General features: G+C 65.4%; 11 protein-coding genes. 9 read left to right on the forward strand and 2 right to left on the reverse strand.

Features of this window, described 5'->3' with window-relative positions:
- Positions 1-225 precede the first annotated feature (225 nt).
- Together CXK94_RS20970 and CXK94_RS20975 are read left to right on the forward strand one after the other, a co-directional pair.
- Entirely contained in the window at positions 226-1,491 is a 1,266-nt protein-coding gene (locus CXK94_RS20970; RefSeq protein WP_102895756.1) for an Hsp70 family protein, read from the forward strand.
- A gap of 108 nt (positions 1,492-1,599) precedes the next feature.
- The gene (locus tag CXK94_RS20975; RefSeq protein WP_102895757.1) at positions 1,600-2,508 is read left to right on the forward strand and encodes a CHAD domain-containing protein; all 909 of its coding nucleotides are present in this window, start codon (positions 1,600-1,602) and stop codon (positions 2,506-2,508) included.
- Between the two features lie 248 nt (positions 2,509-2,756).
- Here the strand turns inward: CXK94_RS20975 and rapA are convergent, their stop codons facing one another.
- A complete protein-coding gene (rapA, locus tag CXK94_RS20980) occupies positions 2,757-5,606 on the reverse strand; it encodes an RNA polymerase-associated protein RapA (RefSeq protein WP_102895758.1) in 2,850 nt (949 codons plus the stop codon).
- Positions 5,607-5,751: 145 nt separating this feature from the next.
- Between rapA and CXK94_RS20985 the strand changes: the two genes are divergently transcribed.
- The 4 genes from CXK94_RS20985 (at position 5,752) to ccoM (ending at position 7,220) form a co-directional block, all read left to right on the forward strand.
- Positions 5,752-6,048: a hypothetical protein gene (locus CXK94_RS20985; RefSeq protein ID WP_037040395.1), complete on the forward strand. Its 297-nt coding sequence runs from the start codon at positions 5,752-5,754 to the stop codon at positions 6,046-6,048.
- Positions 6,035-6,673, forward strand: a complete 639-nt coding sequence (locus CXK94_RS20990) for an alpha-ketoglutarate-dependent dioxygenase AlkB family protein (RefSeq protein WP_102895759.1) — start codon at positions 6,035-6,037, stop codon at positions 6,671-6,673. Before CXK94_RS20985 ends, CXK94_RS20990 begins: the two co-directional genes overlap by 14 nt.
- Positions 6,670-6,831 carry a hypothetical protein gene (locus CXK94_RS22500; protein WP_164838448.1) on the forward strand — a complete coding sequence of 54 codons (162 nt, stop codon included), beginning with the start codon at positions 6,670-6,672 and terminating at the stop codon, positions 6,829-6,831. Before CXK94_RS20990 ends, CXK94_RS22500 begins: the two co-directional genes overlap by 4 nt.
- 275 nt (positions 6,832-7,106) lie before the next feature.
- On the forward strand, positions 7,107-7,220 hold the full coding sequence (gene ccoM / locus CXK94_RS22825) for a cytochrome c oxidase subunit CcoM (protein ID WP_037040421.1): 114 nt from the start codon (positions 7,107-7,109) through the stop codon (positions 7,218-7,220).
- Between the two features lie 134 nt (positions 7,221-7,354).
- Here ccoM and CXK94_RS20995 read toward each other — a convergent pair whose 3' ends face one another.
- Positions 7,355-7,825, reverse strand: a complete 471-nt coding sequence (locus tag CXK94_RS20995; protein ID WP_037040401.1) for a MaoC family dehydratase — start codon at positions 7,823-7,825, stop codon at positions 7,355-7,357.
- A gap of 286 nt (positions 7,826-8,111) precedes the next feature.
- Between CXK94_RS20995 and fadD2 the strand changes: the two genes are divergently transcribed.
- From fadD2 to CXK94_RS21010, 3 genes are all read left to right on the forward strand, one after another.
- Positions 8,112-9,800: a long-chain-fatty-acid--CoA ligase FadD2 gene (gene fadD2 / locus CXK94_RS21000; protein WP_102895760.1), complete on the forward strand. Its 1,689-nt coding sequence runs from the start codon at positions 8,112-8,114 to the stop codon at positions 9,798-9,800.
- A 223-nt stretch (positions 9,801-10,023) separates the two neighbouring features.
- Entirely contained in the window at positions 10,024-11,715 is a 1,692-nt protein-coding gene (fadD1, locus tag CXK94_RS21005) for a long-chain-fatty-acid--CoA ligase FadD1 (RefSeq protein WP_102895761.1), read from the forward strand.
- Between the two features lie 193 nt (positions 11,716-11,908).
- Positions 11,909-13,594, forward strand: coding sequence for a methyl-accepting chemotaxis protein (locus tag CXK94_RS21010; RefSeq protein WP_102895790.1), 1,686 nt, complete (start codon positions 11,909-11,911; stop codon positions 13,592-13,594).
- Positions 13,595-13,607: the final 13 nt, after the last annotated feature.

The raw sequence follows: 13,607 nt of genomic DNA on the forward strand, positions 1-13,607 counted from the left end.
GTGCTGAAACCTGTCAAAAAGGCCTGAAGTCAGGCCTTGTTTGGACTCCGTTAGGCCAAAGCGCTTGAAAAAGCGCCAAACCGGACGGGTTGGGGCAGTTGAAGCCGAGTTTTTCAACGGCCTGCTAAGACCCACTTATCTCACCGGCAATACGACAACTGGCCTGCATCCGCGCGCGACCTCCATTACACTGCGCGGCCGTTTTTCGGCAGTCCGGTACCCTCCATGCAAAACGTCTCTCCCGCCCGCGCCTGCGGCATCGACTTCGGCACCTCCAATTCCACGGTCGGCTGGTGGCGGCCGGGCGTCGATCCGCTGATCGTGCTGGAAGGCGAACAGCCGACGTTGCCCTCGGTGGTGTTCTTCAATACCGAGGAGCGCCGGCCGGTCTATGGCCGCCAGGCGCTGGACGAATATCTGGAGGGCTACGAAGGCCGGCTGATGCGCTCGCTCAAGAGCCTGCTGGGTTCCAAGCTGCTGAAGAGCGAGACCACCGTGCTCGGCAGCGCCATGCCGTTCAAGGACATCCTCGGGCTGTTCCTCGGCACCCTCAAGCAACGCGCCGAGGCCGCAGCCGGGCGACCGTTCGAAGAGGTGGTGTTGGGACGGCCGGTGTTCTTCGTCGACGACGACCCGCAGGCCGACCGCGAGGCGGCCGATACTCTGGCTGCCGCGGCACGCAAGATCGGTTTCCGGGACGTCTCTTTCCAGTTCGAACCGATCGCCGCGGCGTTCGACTACGAGTCGCGCATCGAGCGGGAAGAGCGGGTGCTGATCGTCGACATCGGCGGCGGTACCTCGGATTTCTCGTTGGTGCGGCTGTCGCCCGAGCGGCGTAGCGTCGACGACCGCCAGGCGGACATCCTCGCGACCACCGGCGTGCACATCGGCGGCACCGATTTCGACAAGCAGCTCAGCCTCCAGGGCGTGATGCCGCTGTTCGGCTACGGCAGCCGGATGAAGAGCGATGCGCCGATGCCCACCAGCACCCACCTCAACCTGGCTACCTGGCACACCATCAACGCGGTCTACGCACCGGCTTCGCAGCGGGCGCTGCAGAGCATGCGCTACGACATCGTCGATCCCACCGGCATCGACCGGCTGTTCCGCCTGATCGAGCAGCGCGCCGGGCACTGGCTGGCGATGCAGGTGGAGCAGGGCAAGATCGAGTTGACCGAGCAGAGGTGCTATCCCATCGACTTCCAGCGCATCGAGCCGGGACTGCGCGTCGAGCTGAGCCGCAGCGCCTTCGAGGGCGCCATCGCGCCGCTGCTCGAGCGTATCGGGATCAGCGTCGGACAGCTGCTGGCCGATGCCGGCGTGCGCCACGACGCGGTCGACACGGTGTTCTTCACCGGCGGCTCGAGCGCCATCCCGGCGCTGCGTCAGAGTGTCGCCAGGCTGTTGCCACGGGCGCGGCATGTCGAGGGCAACCGCTTCGGCAGCATCGGTAGCGGCCTGGCCATCGAGGCGCGCAAGCGCTACGGTTGAGACGGCCAGCGGCGAAATCCGCTGTCACAAAGACTTCACATTGTCCCGTCGAAGGCGGGCTTAGCCTGTGAATCCCGGGCCGCAGCGACCTTCGTGCAGGGAGTCATCATGGCCTATCGAATTCGTCCCCGTCGCAACGCCGCCAAGGAGGTGCGCAAGGCGGCGCTGGACCGCATCAGCGAAGCGATGCGGGCCCTGGCGCTACCGGCTGCGGAGCGGGCCGAGGGTGTGCATCAGGCGCGCAAACGCTTCAAGGAACTGCGTGCGCTCTTGCGGCTGGTGCGCGAGCCGCTGGGCGCTACCTTCGTGCGCGAGAACCGCTGCGTGCGCGATCTTGGCCGTGCGCTGGCCGAATCGCGCGAAGCCGCTGCCATGCTGGAAAGCTGGGATGCGCTGGCCGAGGTGCACCACGGCTTCTTCGCCCGCGATCCGCTACAGCAGGCGCGCCAGCGTCTGGCCCAGCGAGCCGAGCCGGTCGTGGGCGGCTCGCTCGAAACGGACATCGAGCAGGTGCTGCTACGACTGCGCGAACTGGCCGTGCGGGTGGATGACTGGCCGCTCGATGGCAAGGGTTTCGCGCTGCTGGAGGCAGGGCTCGGGCGCAGCTATCGCGAGGGGCGCCGGGATCTCGCCCGAGCACAGCGCGAGCCCAGCGACGAATGCCTGCACGAATGGCGCAAGCGCGTGAAGGACCAGTGGTATCACAGCCAGTTGCTCGCGTCGTGCTGGCCGGGGATGTTCGACTGCCGCTGCAGGCTGCTCAAGCGCCTGGCCGACGACCTGGGCGACGATCACGACCTGGCGATGATGCACCGGCTGCTCGAAACCGAGCCGGCATTGTTCGGCGAGCCGGCGACGTGCGAACGGATCGCGTCGCTGATCGAGGCGCGTCGCGCCGAGCTGCAGGCGTCCGCCTTCGCCGGCGGCTGGCGGCTCTATGCCGAGCCGCCGAAGGCGCTGGTGGTGCGTATCGAGGCCTACTGGCGCATCGCCCGCGCCGAGCGGGGCTGCTTTTAAGCTCCGGGCTTCGGGCAGTCCTTCGGCCTGCAATCGCCGCGAGGGCGCGCCTCCCACAGGAGGGGCGGTATGCAGGCGCTGCTTTTGTGGGAGGCTCGCTCCCGGGGCAATGCTTTTTGAGCTTCAGGCTTCAAGCTAGCAGTCCTTCGGCCTGCATCGCCGCGGGGGCGCGCCCGCTGGGTTCGGTGTGCACCTGCCGCTTTTGTGGGAGGCCCGACCTCGGGGCGATGCTTTTGGGCTTTTTGGTGTCAGCCGGCGACCAGTACGCGGATCGCCTCCAGGCGCAGGGCCGCCTTGTCCAGCGCTGCCAGGCCTTCCTCACGCTGTTTGCGCAGGGCGTCGATCTCGCTGTCGCGCACGCTCGGGTTGACCGCCTGCAGGGCCACCAGGCGCGTCAGCTCTTCGTCCAGGTCGGCCTCGAGCCGGCGCTGGGCCTCGGCGACACGCTGGGCATGGCGCGGCGCGATCTTGGCTTCGGCGGCGGCAATCTGTGCCGTCAGCACGTCGCGCTGGGCCTGGACGAACTTGTTGGCGCTGGCGCGCGGCACGCTTTCGAGCTGGTCGTTGAGGGTCTCGAAGGCGACCTTGGCCGCCAGGTCGTTGCCGTTGCCGTCCAGCAGGCAACGCAGCGCCAGCGGCGGCAGGAAGCGGCTCAACTGCAGCGCGCGCGGGGCCACCACCTCGCTGACGAACAACAGTTCGAGCAGCACGGTGCCGGGCTTGAGCGCCTTGTTCTTGATCAGCGCCACCGCGGTGTTGCCCATCGAGCCGGACAGCACCAGGTCCATGCCGCCCTGCACCATGGGGTGTTCCCAGGTGAGGAACTGCATGTCTTCGCGGGCCAGGGCCTGCTCGCGGTCGTAGGTGATGGTCACCGCCTCGTCGTCGCCCAGCGGGAAGCTGGCGTCCAGCATCTTTTCGCTGGGGCGTAGCACCAGGGCGTTTTCCGAATGGTCCTCGCTGTCGATGCCGAAGGCGTCGAACAGTTGTTCCATATAGATCGGCAGGGCGAACTGGTCGTCCTGCTCCTCGATGGCGGCGACCAGCGCCTTGCCCTGCTCGCCACCGCCGGAATTGAGCTCCAGCAGGCGGTCGCGGCCGCTGTGCAACTCGCTCTCCAGGCGCTCGCGCTCGGCGCGGGCTTCGTCGATCAGCAGTTGGAAGGCGTCGTCGTCGCCTTCTTCCAGCTGCGCCAGCAGGCGTGGGCCGAACTGGTGCTGCAAGGCATTGCCGGTGGGGCAGGTGGCGAGGAAGGCATTCAGCGCCTGGTGGTACCACTGGAACAGGCGTTCCTGCGGGCTGGTTTCCAGATACGGTACGTGCAGCTGGATGCGGTGCTGCTGGCCGATGCGGTCGAGGCGGCCGATGCGCTGTTCGAGCAGGTCCGGGTGGGCCGGCAGGTCGAACAGGACCAAGTGGTGGCTGAACTGGAAGTTGCGCCCTTCGCTGCCGATCTCGGAGCAGATCAGCACCTGGGCGCCGAATTCCTCGTCGGCGAAGTAGGCGGCGGCGCGGTCGCGCTCGAGGATGCTCATGCCTTCGTGGAACACCGTGGCGGGGATGCCGGAGCGCACGCGCAGGGCGTCCTCGAGGTCCAGCGCGGTCTCGGCGTGGGCGCAGATCACCAGCACCTTGTACTTCTTCAGCATCTTCAGGGTGTCGATCAGCCATTCGACGCGTGGGTCGAACTGCCACCAGCGGTTGCCCGCCTCGCCGTCGTCCTGCTGGCTCTGGAAGGCCACTTCCGGATACAGCTCGGCATGCTCGCCCAGCGGCAGCTCGAGGTATTCGGCCGGGCAGGGCAGCGGGTAGGGATGCAGCTGGCGCTCAGGGAAGCCCTGCACGGCGGCGCGGGTGTTGCGAAACAGCAGGCGCCCGGTGCCGTGGCGGTCGAGCAGCTCGCGGATCAGCCGGCCGCTGGCCGCGGTGTCGCCGTCGGTGGCGGCGGCGAGCAGGGCTTCGCCTTCGGCGCCGAGGAAGCCGTGGATGATCTGGTGCGCTTCCTGCGACAGGCGGCCGTCGTCGAGCAGCTCCTGCACTGCGCGGGCCACCGGCTGGTAGCTGCTGCTCTCGGCACGGAAGGCTTCCAGGTCATGGAAACGGTTGGGATCGAGCAGGCGCAGGCGGGCGAAGTGGCTGTCCTGGCCGAGCTGCTCGGGCGTGGCGGTGAGCAGCAGCACGCCGGGGATGACCTCGGCCAGTTGCTCGACCAGGCGGTATTCGGCGCTGGCGTTTTCCGGATGCCAGACCAGATGATGCGCCTCGTCCACCACCAGCAGGTCCCAGCCGGCGGCGAAGGCGGCGTCCTGGGCGCGCTCGTCGTCCTTCAGCCAGTCCAGCGAGACCAGGGCGAGCTGGGCATCCTCGAAGGGGTTGCTGGCGTCGCTCTCGATGAAGCGTTCATCATCGAACAGCGCTACCTGCAGGTTGAAACGGCGGCGCATCTCCACCAGCCACTGGTGCTGGAGATTCTCCGGGACCAGGATCAGCACGCGGCTGGCACGGCCGGAAAGCAGCTGGCGGTGGATGATCAGGCCGGCCTCGATGGTCTTGCCCAGGCCCACTTCGTCGGCCAGCAGCACGCGCGGGGCGATGCGGTCGGCGACTTCCTTGGCGATGTGCAATTGATGGGAGATCGGTTGCGCCCGCGCCCCGCCCAGGCCCCACAGCATGGACTGCAGCTGGGCGCTCTGGTGCTGCAGGGTGTAGTAGCGCAGGCTGAACCAGTTGAGCGGATCGATCTGCCCGGCGAACAGGCGGTCGCTGGCCAGGCGGAACTGGATGAAGTTGGAAAGCTGGGTTTCCGGCAGGCTGCGGGCTTCGTTCTGCGCGGCCAGGCCGTGGTAGACCAGCAGGCCGTCGACGTCCTCGACCTCGCGCACGGTCATCTTCCAGCCTTCGAAGTGGGTGATCTCGTCGCCGGGGACGAAACGTACGCGGGTCAGCGGGGCGCTGCGCGTCGCGTATTGGCGGGTTTCACCGGTGGCGGGATAGAGCACGGTGAGCATTCGCCCATCCTGGGTCAGGATGGTTCCGAGGCCGAGTTCCGCCTCGCTGTCGCTGATCCAGCGTTGCCCCGGTAGATACTGCTGCGCCATGCTGCCTCCCGCTGTGAAAAAAGCCGGCTATGTTAACGGAACGTCGTGGCGAGAGCGACGTCCGATACGGGCCCGCTTGAAGTGTAGCGGCCCTGCTAAAGTTGAACGGTGTCCGGCCGATCAAGCGCTCAAGAGGGAAACGCGCATGCTGCCACCCATTCCATCAGGCGTTATCCAGGTCACTGCCCAGCAGGACGTGGTCAAGCCGCGCCCGGACATCGCCCCCGTGACGCCGGTGCAGCCGAGCTCCGGCGAAAGTGCCGTCAGCCTCGATCGACGCCACCCGCAGGAGGCCGAGCAGATGCTGCGCGACGAGCAGCGGCGGCGGCAGCGTCGCGGTTATACGCCCGAGGAGCTGGCCACGGGCGAGACGGCCGAGGACGATCAGGCGGAGCTGGACGAGCTGCCGCGCCAGGGGCTTTGGGTGGATGTCGAAGTCTGAGTCGTCGTTGCCCTCCAGGCTCACCGCGCAACCCGTTGCGATCGACCTGCCCGATGCCTGCCTGCGTTACCTGCCGCACTGGCTGGATCGCGCAACGGCCGACGTCTGGCTGCACCGCCTGATCGCCGAAACCCCCTGGGAGCAGCCGCAGGTGCGGGTCTACGGCCGTACCCTGGCGGTGCCGCGGCTGGTGGCCTGGTATGGCGATGCCGAGGCCCGTTATCGCTATTCCGGCCTGCTGCACGAGCCGCTGCCGTGGACGCCGCTGTTGGAGGAAATCCGCCGGCGCCTGCAGGCCGAAGTCGACGGGCGGTTCAATGGCGCGTTGCTCAATCTGTACCGTGACGGGCAGGATGCCATGGGCTGGCACAGCGATGACGAGCCGGAACTGGGGTGCGAACCGTTGCTGGCCTCGCTGAGCCTGGGGGCGGTGCGGCGTTTCGATCTGCGCCGCAAGGGCAGCAGCCGCATTGAGCATTCCCTCGCACTCGGCCATGGTTCGCTGCTGGTCATGGGCGGGGCGACCCAGCATCATTGGCAGCACCAGATCGCCCGCACGCGCCAGGTGCTGACGCCACGGCTGAACCTGACCTTTCGCCTGATCCACCCGAGTCCGAAACCATGAGCAGTGACGAAAAGCTGATCGACTTCAACGCCGAACGCAGCAAGCGCATCCACGACCTGAACGACAAGCGCCTCGACGAGATGCGCCAGGCCTTCGAGCAGGCGTTGCCATTGGGCAAGCCGAAGAAGAAAGGCAAGGGCAAGTCCAAGAAGCGCTGAATCCAGGCCTTATCGCGGTGAGCGGAGCACCCTTGCGGCGCCGCTTCATTCCTTTTCGCGATTGTTTTCTTTTCCCGTGAAGCGTTCTGCTTCTGAGCAGGCCGGCCCGCCTGCGTCAAACTGCCCCGAACAGCCCTGTTTCCTTGATCCAGATCAGTCGTTGGATGCCCTTGCAGCCGGCATTTTCCGGCCATTGACCCCGGTCAATTTTTTCAGGGCCGAGCAGGTTTAACTTGCAGCCATCGGACATTGAAATGGTTACGGAGGTAGGTCTCATGTTTGTCGATAGTGTAGTGCTCGCTGGGGTGGTCACGGTCGGCCTGATGATCGCCTTCTTCGGTGGTGTCGGTTATTTCATCTGGCGGGATTCGCACAAGAAGAAGGGTTGATCCCGACAGATACAAAGAGCACGCAAGGCATTTGGGCGACCTCTGGTCGCCTTTTTTTTGCCTTTTGTACAACTGTTTTGCCTTGTTCCTTCCTCGGACCGCCATGCCGGAAGGCATGGCGAGCGCACAGGGAATCAGCCGATGCTGATCGGTGGCAATTCCTTCAGTTCCACGGTTTCCTGCTTGCGCGGGGCGAGCACTTCCGCCTCGCCATCGACCACTTGCTCATCGTTCTGGTTGAACACCTGCGTGGCGATGCGCAGGCGATTCTTCGGCAGCTTCTCGAGGATTTCCAGGCGTACGGTGAGGGTGTCGCCGATCTTGACCGGGCGGGTGAACTTCATGGTCTGTCCCAGGTAGATGGTGCCCGGGCCCGGCAGGGTGCAGGCCACGGCGGCGCTTATCAGGGCTCCGCTGAACATGCCGTGGGCGATACGCTCCTTGAACAGGGTGCCGGCGGCGAACTCGGCATCCAGGTGCACCGGGTTGCGGTCGCCGGACATCGCTGCGAAAAGCTGGATGTCGCGCTCGCCGACGGTCTTCTCGAAGCTCGCTTTCTGGCCGACTTCCAGTGCGGAGTAGGGCGTATTGCTGATGGTGCTCATGGAGTTTCCTCGGGGCTGGTGCCGGATCGCTGGGCTGTGCGCCCGGCTGGTTCGAATGCGTGGTGCGCGGACATCCGTATCGCTTTGCCTGCGCGTTGCGGCTGCATTGTAGGGGCTGTTGCCGTTTCGCTGCGAGCGCATGCGGGCGGCGAGCCCCAACGGCGGACGCGGGCAGGCGTGGTGGAAGATTCACGTCAGTGATTACGCCGCCTCGCTGTTGCGCGGTAACGCCGAACTGATAAGTTCGTGACAGCCCGCCACTCTCAGGTAAAAGAGGCCAATAACAATGCAGCCTGAATTCTGGAACGACAAACGCCCCGCCGGCGTGCCCAACGATATCGACCTGGGCGCGTATCGCTCGGTGATCGAGGTGTTCGAGCGCGCCTGCAAGACCCACGCGGACCGGCCCGCCTTCAGCAACATGGGGGTCACCCTCAGCTACGCTGACCTGGAACGCTACTCCGCGGCGTTCGCCGCCTGGCTGCAGCATCATACCGACCTGCAGCCGGGCGATCGCATCGCGATCCAGATGCCCAATCTGCTGCAGTACCCCATCGCGGTGTTCGGCGCGCTGCGTGCCGGCCTCGTCGTGGTCAACACCAACCCGCTGTACACCGCCCGGGAGATGCGCCACCAGTTCCAGGATTCGGGCGCCCGCGCGCTGGTCTACCTCAATACCTTCGGGCATCACGTGCAGCAGGTGCTGGCCGATACCGAGATCGAACACCTGATCGAGGTCCGCATCGGCGACATGCTGCCGTCGCTCAAGGGGCTGCTGGTGAATGCGGCCGTCAAGCACGTGAAGAAGATGGTCCCGTCGTACAGCCTGCCGCAGGCGACCGCCTTCAGGGACCTGCTGCGCGAGGGCGCACGTTTCAGCCACCGGCCCGCCCCGCTGGGGCTCGATAACGTGGCGGTGCTGCAGTACACCGGCGGCACCACTGGCGTGGCCAAGGGCGCGATGCTGACCCACGGCAACCTGGTGGCGAACATGCTGCAGGTCCGCGCCAACATGCAGCAGCTCGACGAGCACGGCCACCCGATCATCCGTGAAGGGCAGGAGGTGATGATCGCGCCGCTGCCGCTGTATCACATCTATGCCTTCACGGTGAACTGCATGTGCATGCTGGCCACCGGCAACCACAACGTGCTGATCACCAACCCGCGTGACATCGACGGTTTCGTCAAGGAGCTGCAGCGCTGGCAGTTCTCCGCCTTCCTCGGCCTCAACACCCTGTTCGTCGCGTTGATGTCGCACCCGGACTTCAGGAAAATCGATTTTTCCCGGCTCAAGGGCACCAACTCCGGCGGCACGGCGCTGGTCTCGGCGGTGGCCGAGCGCTGGAAGAGCCTGACCGGTTGCACGGTGGTGGAGGGTTATGGCTTGACCGAAACCTCGCCGGTGGTCTGCGCCAACCCGCATGGCGAGCATTCGCGCCTGGGCACCGTCGGCCTGCCGGTGCCGGGCACCACGGTGAAGATCGTCGACGACGCCGGCAACGCCTTGCCGATCGGCGAGCGCGGCGAGCTGTGCGTCAAGGGGCCGCAGGTGATGAAGGGCTACTGGCAGCGTCCCGAGGCCACTGTCGAGGTGCTGGACGAGGATGGCTGGCTGAAGACCGGCGACATCGCGGTGATCGACGAGGACGGCTTCGTGCGGATCGTCGATCGCAAGAAGGACCTGATCATCGTCTCCGGTTTCAACGTCTATCCCAACGAGATCGAGGATGTCGTGATGGCGCACCCGAAGGTCGCCAGCTGCGCGGCCATCGGCGTGGCGGACGAGAAGTCCGGCGAGGCGGTCAAGCTCTTCGTCGTCGCGCGCGACCCGAGCCTGACCCAGGAAGAGCTGCAGGCCTACTGCCGGGAGAATTTCACCGGCTACAAGCTGCCCAGGCACTACGTGTTCAGGGATTCGCTGCCCATGACCCCGGTCGGCAAGATCCTGCGTCGAGAGCTGCGCGACATTGCCTGATGGCGCCGCCGCGTGGCCCTCGGCCGGGTGAAGGCATGGGGTGACCGCAAGTTTTATTTTGGTCACTTTATGTCGATTATTGCCTGTTCGGACTCTATTCGCTCCGGTGCAAAGCTGCTAACCTCGGATCGCTTTCTGCCCGGATAGCCGTACAAAAGTTAACAAATCACAACAAAACAGCTGCCATTTGCGCAGTAAAAGCTGTCGTTTAGGAGTGGGGTTCATGACCGATAACTTCTGGAAGGATAAATATCCTGTCGGGGTCGCACGCGAGATCGATCCCGACGAGTACCAGAACATCCAGGCTGTGTTGAAACAATCCTGCGAGCGTTTCGCGGACAAGCCGGCCTTCAGCAATCTCGGCAAGACCCTGACCTACGGTGAGCTGTACAAGCTTTCCGGCGATTTCGCGGCCTACCTGCAGCACAACACCGATCTTCAGCCCGGCGACCGTATCGCCGTGCAACTGCCCAACCTGATCCAGTACCCGATCGTGGTCTTCGGCGCCATGCGTGCCGGGCTCATCGTGGTCAACACCAACCCGCTGTACACCGCGCGGGAGATGGAGCACCAGTTCAACGATGCCGGCGCCAAGGCGCTGGTCTGCCTGGCCAACATGGCGCACCTGGCCGAGGAGGTGCTGCCCAGGACCGGCATCCGGCACGTGGTGGTCACCGAGGTCGGCGACATGCTGCCGCCGCTCAAGCGCATGCTGGTCAACGCCGTGGTCAAGCACGTGAAGAAGATGGTGCCGGCCTATAGCCTGCCGAAAGCCGTCGGCTTCAACGATGCCATGGCCCTGGGGCGTGGCAAGGCGGTACGGGAGGCGACGCCGAACGGCAGCGACGTCGCCGTGCTGCAATACACCGGTGGCACCACCGGCGTGGCCAAGGGCGCCATGCTGACCCACCGCAACATCGTCGCCAACATGCTGCAGAATCGTGCGCTGATGGGCAGCACCCTGAGCGAAGGCTCCGAGGTGATGGTGGCGCCGTTGCCGCTGTACCACATCTACGCCTTCACCTTTCATTGCATGGCGATGATGCTGATCGGCGCGCACAACGTACTGATCAGCAATCCGCGCGACCTGCCGGCCTTCATCAAGGACCTGGGCAAGTACCGCTTCACCGGCTTCGTCGGCCTCAACACCCTGTTTGTCGCCCTGTGCAACAACGAGGACTTCCGCAAGCTGGATTTCTCCGCACTGAAGCTCACCGTTTCCGGTGGCATGGCGTTGCAGCTGGCCACCGCCGAGCGCTGGAAGGCGGTTACCGGGTGCGACATCTGTGAAGGGTTCGGTATGACCGAAACCAGCCCGGTGGTCTCGGTGAACCCGGTCGGCAGGATCCAGATCGGCACCATCGGCATCCCGCTGCCTTCCACCGACTGCAAGGTCATCGACGATGACGGCAACGACCTGCCGATCGGCTCTATCGGCGAGCTGTGTGTGCGTGGCCCGCAGGTGATGAAAGGCTACTGGCAGCGCCCGGAAGCCACCGACGAGATTCTCAGCGCCGATGGCTGGCTGAAGACCGGCGACATCGGGGTGATCCAGGAGGATGGCTACCTGCGCATCGTCGATCGCAAGAAGGACATGATCCTGGTCTCCGGCTTCAATGTTTATCCGAACGAGCTGGAGGACGTGCTCGCCACGCTGCCCGGCGTGCTGCAGTGCGCGGCCATCGGCATCCCCGACGAGAAGTCCGGCGAGGCGATCAAGCTGTTCGTGGTGGTCAAGCCGGGCGAGAGCCTGACCAAGGAACAGGTGATGCAGCACATGCATGACAACCTGACCGGCTACAAGCGGCCGAAAACCGTCGAATTTCGCGACAGCCTGCCGACCACCAACGTCGGCAAGATCCTGCGGCGCGAGCTGCGTGACGAAGAGCTGCGCAAGCTGGGCCACAAGTCGTAAGCCATCCGCGTTCGTACCGCATGCGAAAAGCCCCGCTTCGGCGGGGCTTTTTCGTGGTGTCGAGTTCGTGGTGTCGAGCGGCTGGAGCGCGCTTCGCACCAGACTTTCGTCAGTGGGCTTAGCCTTTTAGGATTATGTAGTCAATGGCACAATGGCACTACTTATCCATGCATTAACAGGGGTTATGTCCATCATGTTGTCCTCCTTACGCCTGCGCGTGAAGCTGCTGTTGCTTGCTCTCGGACCGATTCTCTTGTTGGCCATCGTGCTCAGCAGCGTTGCGGTCGTCGAGTTGCAGGACCTGGCCGACCAGCAGGAAGCGCAGACACGGGCAAGCCTGATCCAGGACCGGCGCGCGGAGCTCGCGCACTACGTCGAACTGGCACGCAACGCGATTGCCCCCATCTACGAGCGCTCCGCAGCCAACGACAGCGACGCCCGCGACGAGGCGGTGGGGATTCTCGAGCGCTTGGCCTACGGTCGCGAAGGTTATTTCTGGGGCTATGACGACAGGTCGGTGCGCGTGTTCCAGGGCGATACCCGTGAGCGGATCGGCGAAAGCTTCGCCGACTTCCGCGACCCCGAGGGCGTCTATGCGATCCGCGAGCTGGTCAAGGCGGGGCAGAACGGCAGTCATTTCGTCGACTACAGCTTCGCCGTGCCCGGCAGCGACGCGCTGGTGCCCAAGGTCGGCTATGCCGAGTACCTGCCGAAGTGGAACCTGGCGTTCGGCACCTCGCTGAACCTGGACGACGTCGAGCGCGACGTGCAGGCAGCCCGCGTGGTCTTCCAGCAGCGCATCGACGGCCTCACCATGATCATGCTTGGCGCTGCGCTGTTGTTGCTGCTGCTCATGGCCGGCCTCGCCGTGTTGTTCAGCAACGCCATCCTGCGTCCGTTGCTGCGGATCAAGCACAATCTAGACGACATGGCCGAGGGCGACGGCGACCTGACCCAGCGCCTGCCGGTCACCAGCCGGGACGAGCTGGGCGAGCTGGCCGCCTCCTTCAACCGTTTCGTCGAGAAGATCCATTCGCTGGTACAGCAGGTCGCCGGCACCACCACCCAGCTCACCGGGTTGGTCGGCGCGGTAGCCAGCCAGGCGCAGCGTTCCGAGCAGGCCATGGCCGACCAGCGCCATGAGACCGACCAGGTCGCCACCGCGATCAACGAGATGTCCGCCGCCGCCAACGAGGTAGCGATGAGTGCCCAGCGTGCCGCCGAAGCCGCGCGGGAAACCGACCAGCAGGGGCTGGCCGCCAAGCAGGTGGTGGACCGTAGCATCGAGCAGATCCACGGGCTGGTGGGCGAGCTGCGCGACAGCGGCGAGTCGCTGGAGGGGCTGCAGCAGGACGTGCAGGGCATCGTCGGCGTGCTCGACGTAATCCGCGCCATCGCCGAGCAGACCAACCTGCTGGCGCTCAACGCGGCGATCGAGGCGGCGCGCGCCGGCGAGGCGGGGCGCGGCTTCGCCGTGGTCGCCGACGAGGTGCGCGCGCTGGCCAGCCGCACCCAGCAGAGCACCGGTGAGATCCAGAGCATGATCGATCGCCTGCAGAACGCCACCAGCCATACGGTCAGCACCATGCGCCGTGCCGGCGAGAAGGGCGAGAGCACCCGCGAGCAGGCCAACCAGGCCGGCGAATCGCTGGACGCCATCGCCGCGCTGATCGGCACCATCAATTCGATGAACGCGCAGATCGCCGCCGCCGCCGAGGAACAGACCGCGGTGGCCGAGGAGATCAACCGCAGCGTGCATCACATCGCCGATGCGGTGGATGGCGTCGCCAGCGATGCCGCCGAGGGCGCGCAGACCGCGCGCGAACTCAATGGCCTGGCCGAACGCCTGCAGCGCTTGGTGGGGCAGTTCCGCGTCTGAATCATTACCTGCG

Origin of the sequence: Stutzerimonas stutzeri (assembly GCF_002890915.1) — a bacterium.
Classification (GTDB): Bacteria; Pseudomonadota; Gammaproteobacteria; order Pseudomonadales; family Pseudomonadaceae; genus Stutzerimonas; species Stutzerimonas stutzeri_AF.

Coding starts and splice junctions, on each gene's coding strand:
- rapA (WP_102895758.1), bottom strand. CDS start 5,606: ATGGCGCAGCAGTATCTACCGGGGCAACGCTGGATCAGCGACAGCGAG.
- CXK94_RS20975 (WP_102895757.1), top strand. CDS start 1,600: ATGGCCTATCGAATTCGTCCCCGTCGCAACGCCGCCAAGGAGGTGCGC.
- CXK94_RS20985 (WP_037040395.1), top strand. CDS start 5,752: ATGCTGCCACCCATTCCATCAGGCGTTATCCAGGTCACTGCCCAGCAG.
- ccoM (WP_037040421.1), top strand. CDS start 7,107: ATGTTTGTCGATAGTGTAGTGCTCGCTGGGGTGGTCACGGTCGGCCTG.
- CXK94_RS20995 (WP_037040401.1), bottom strand. CDS start 7,825: ATGAGCACCATCAGCAATACGCCCTACTCCGCACTGGAAGTCGGCCAG.
- CXK94_RS21010 (WP_102895790.1), top strand. CDS start 11,909: ATGTTGTCCTCCTTACGCCTGCGCGTGAAGCTGCTGTTGCTTGCTCTC.
- CXK94_RS22500 (WP_164838448.1), top strand. CDS start 6,670: ATGAGCAGTGACGAAAAGCTGATCGACTTCAACGCCGAACGCAGCAAG.
- fadD2 (WP_102895760.1), top strand. CDS start 8,112: ATGCAGCCTGAATTCTGGAACGACAAACGCCCCGCCGGCGTGCCCAAC.
- fadD1 (WP_102895761.1), top strand. CDS start 10,024: ATGACCGATAACTTCTGGAAGGATAAATATCCTGTCGGGGTCGCACGC.
- CXK94_RS20990 (WP_102895759.1), top strand. CDS start 6,035: ATGTCGAAGTCTGAGTCGTCGTTGCCCTCCAGGCTCACCGCGCAACCC.
- CXK94_RS20970 (WP_102895756.1), top strand. CDS start 226: ATGCAAAACGTCTCTCCCGCCCGCGCCTGCGGCATCGACTTCGGCACC.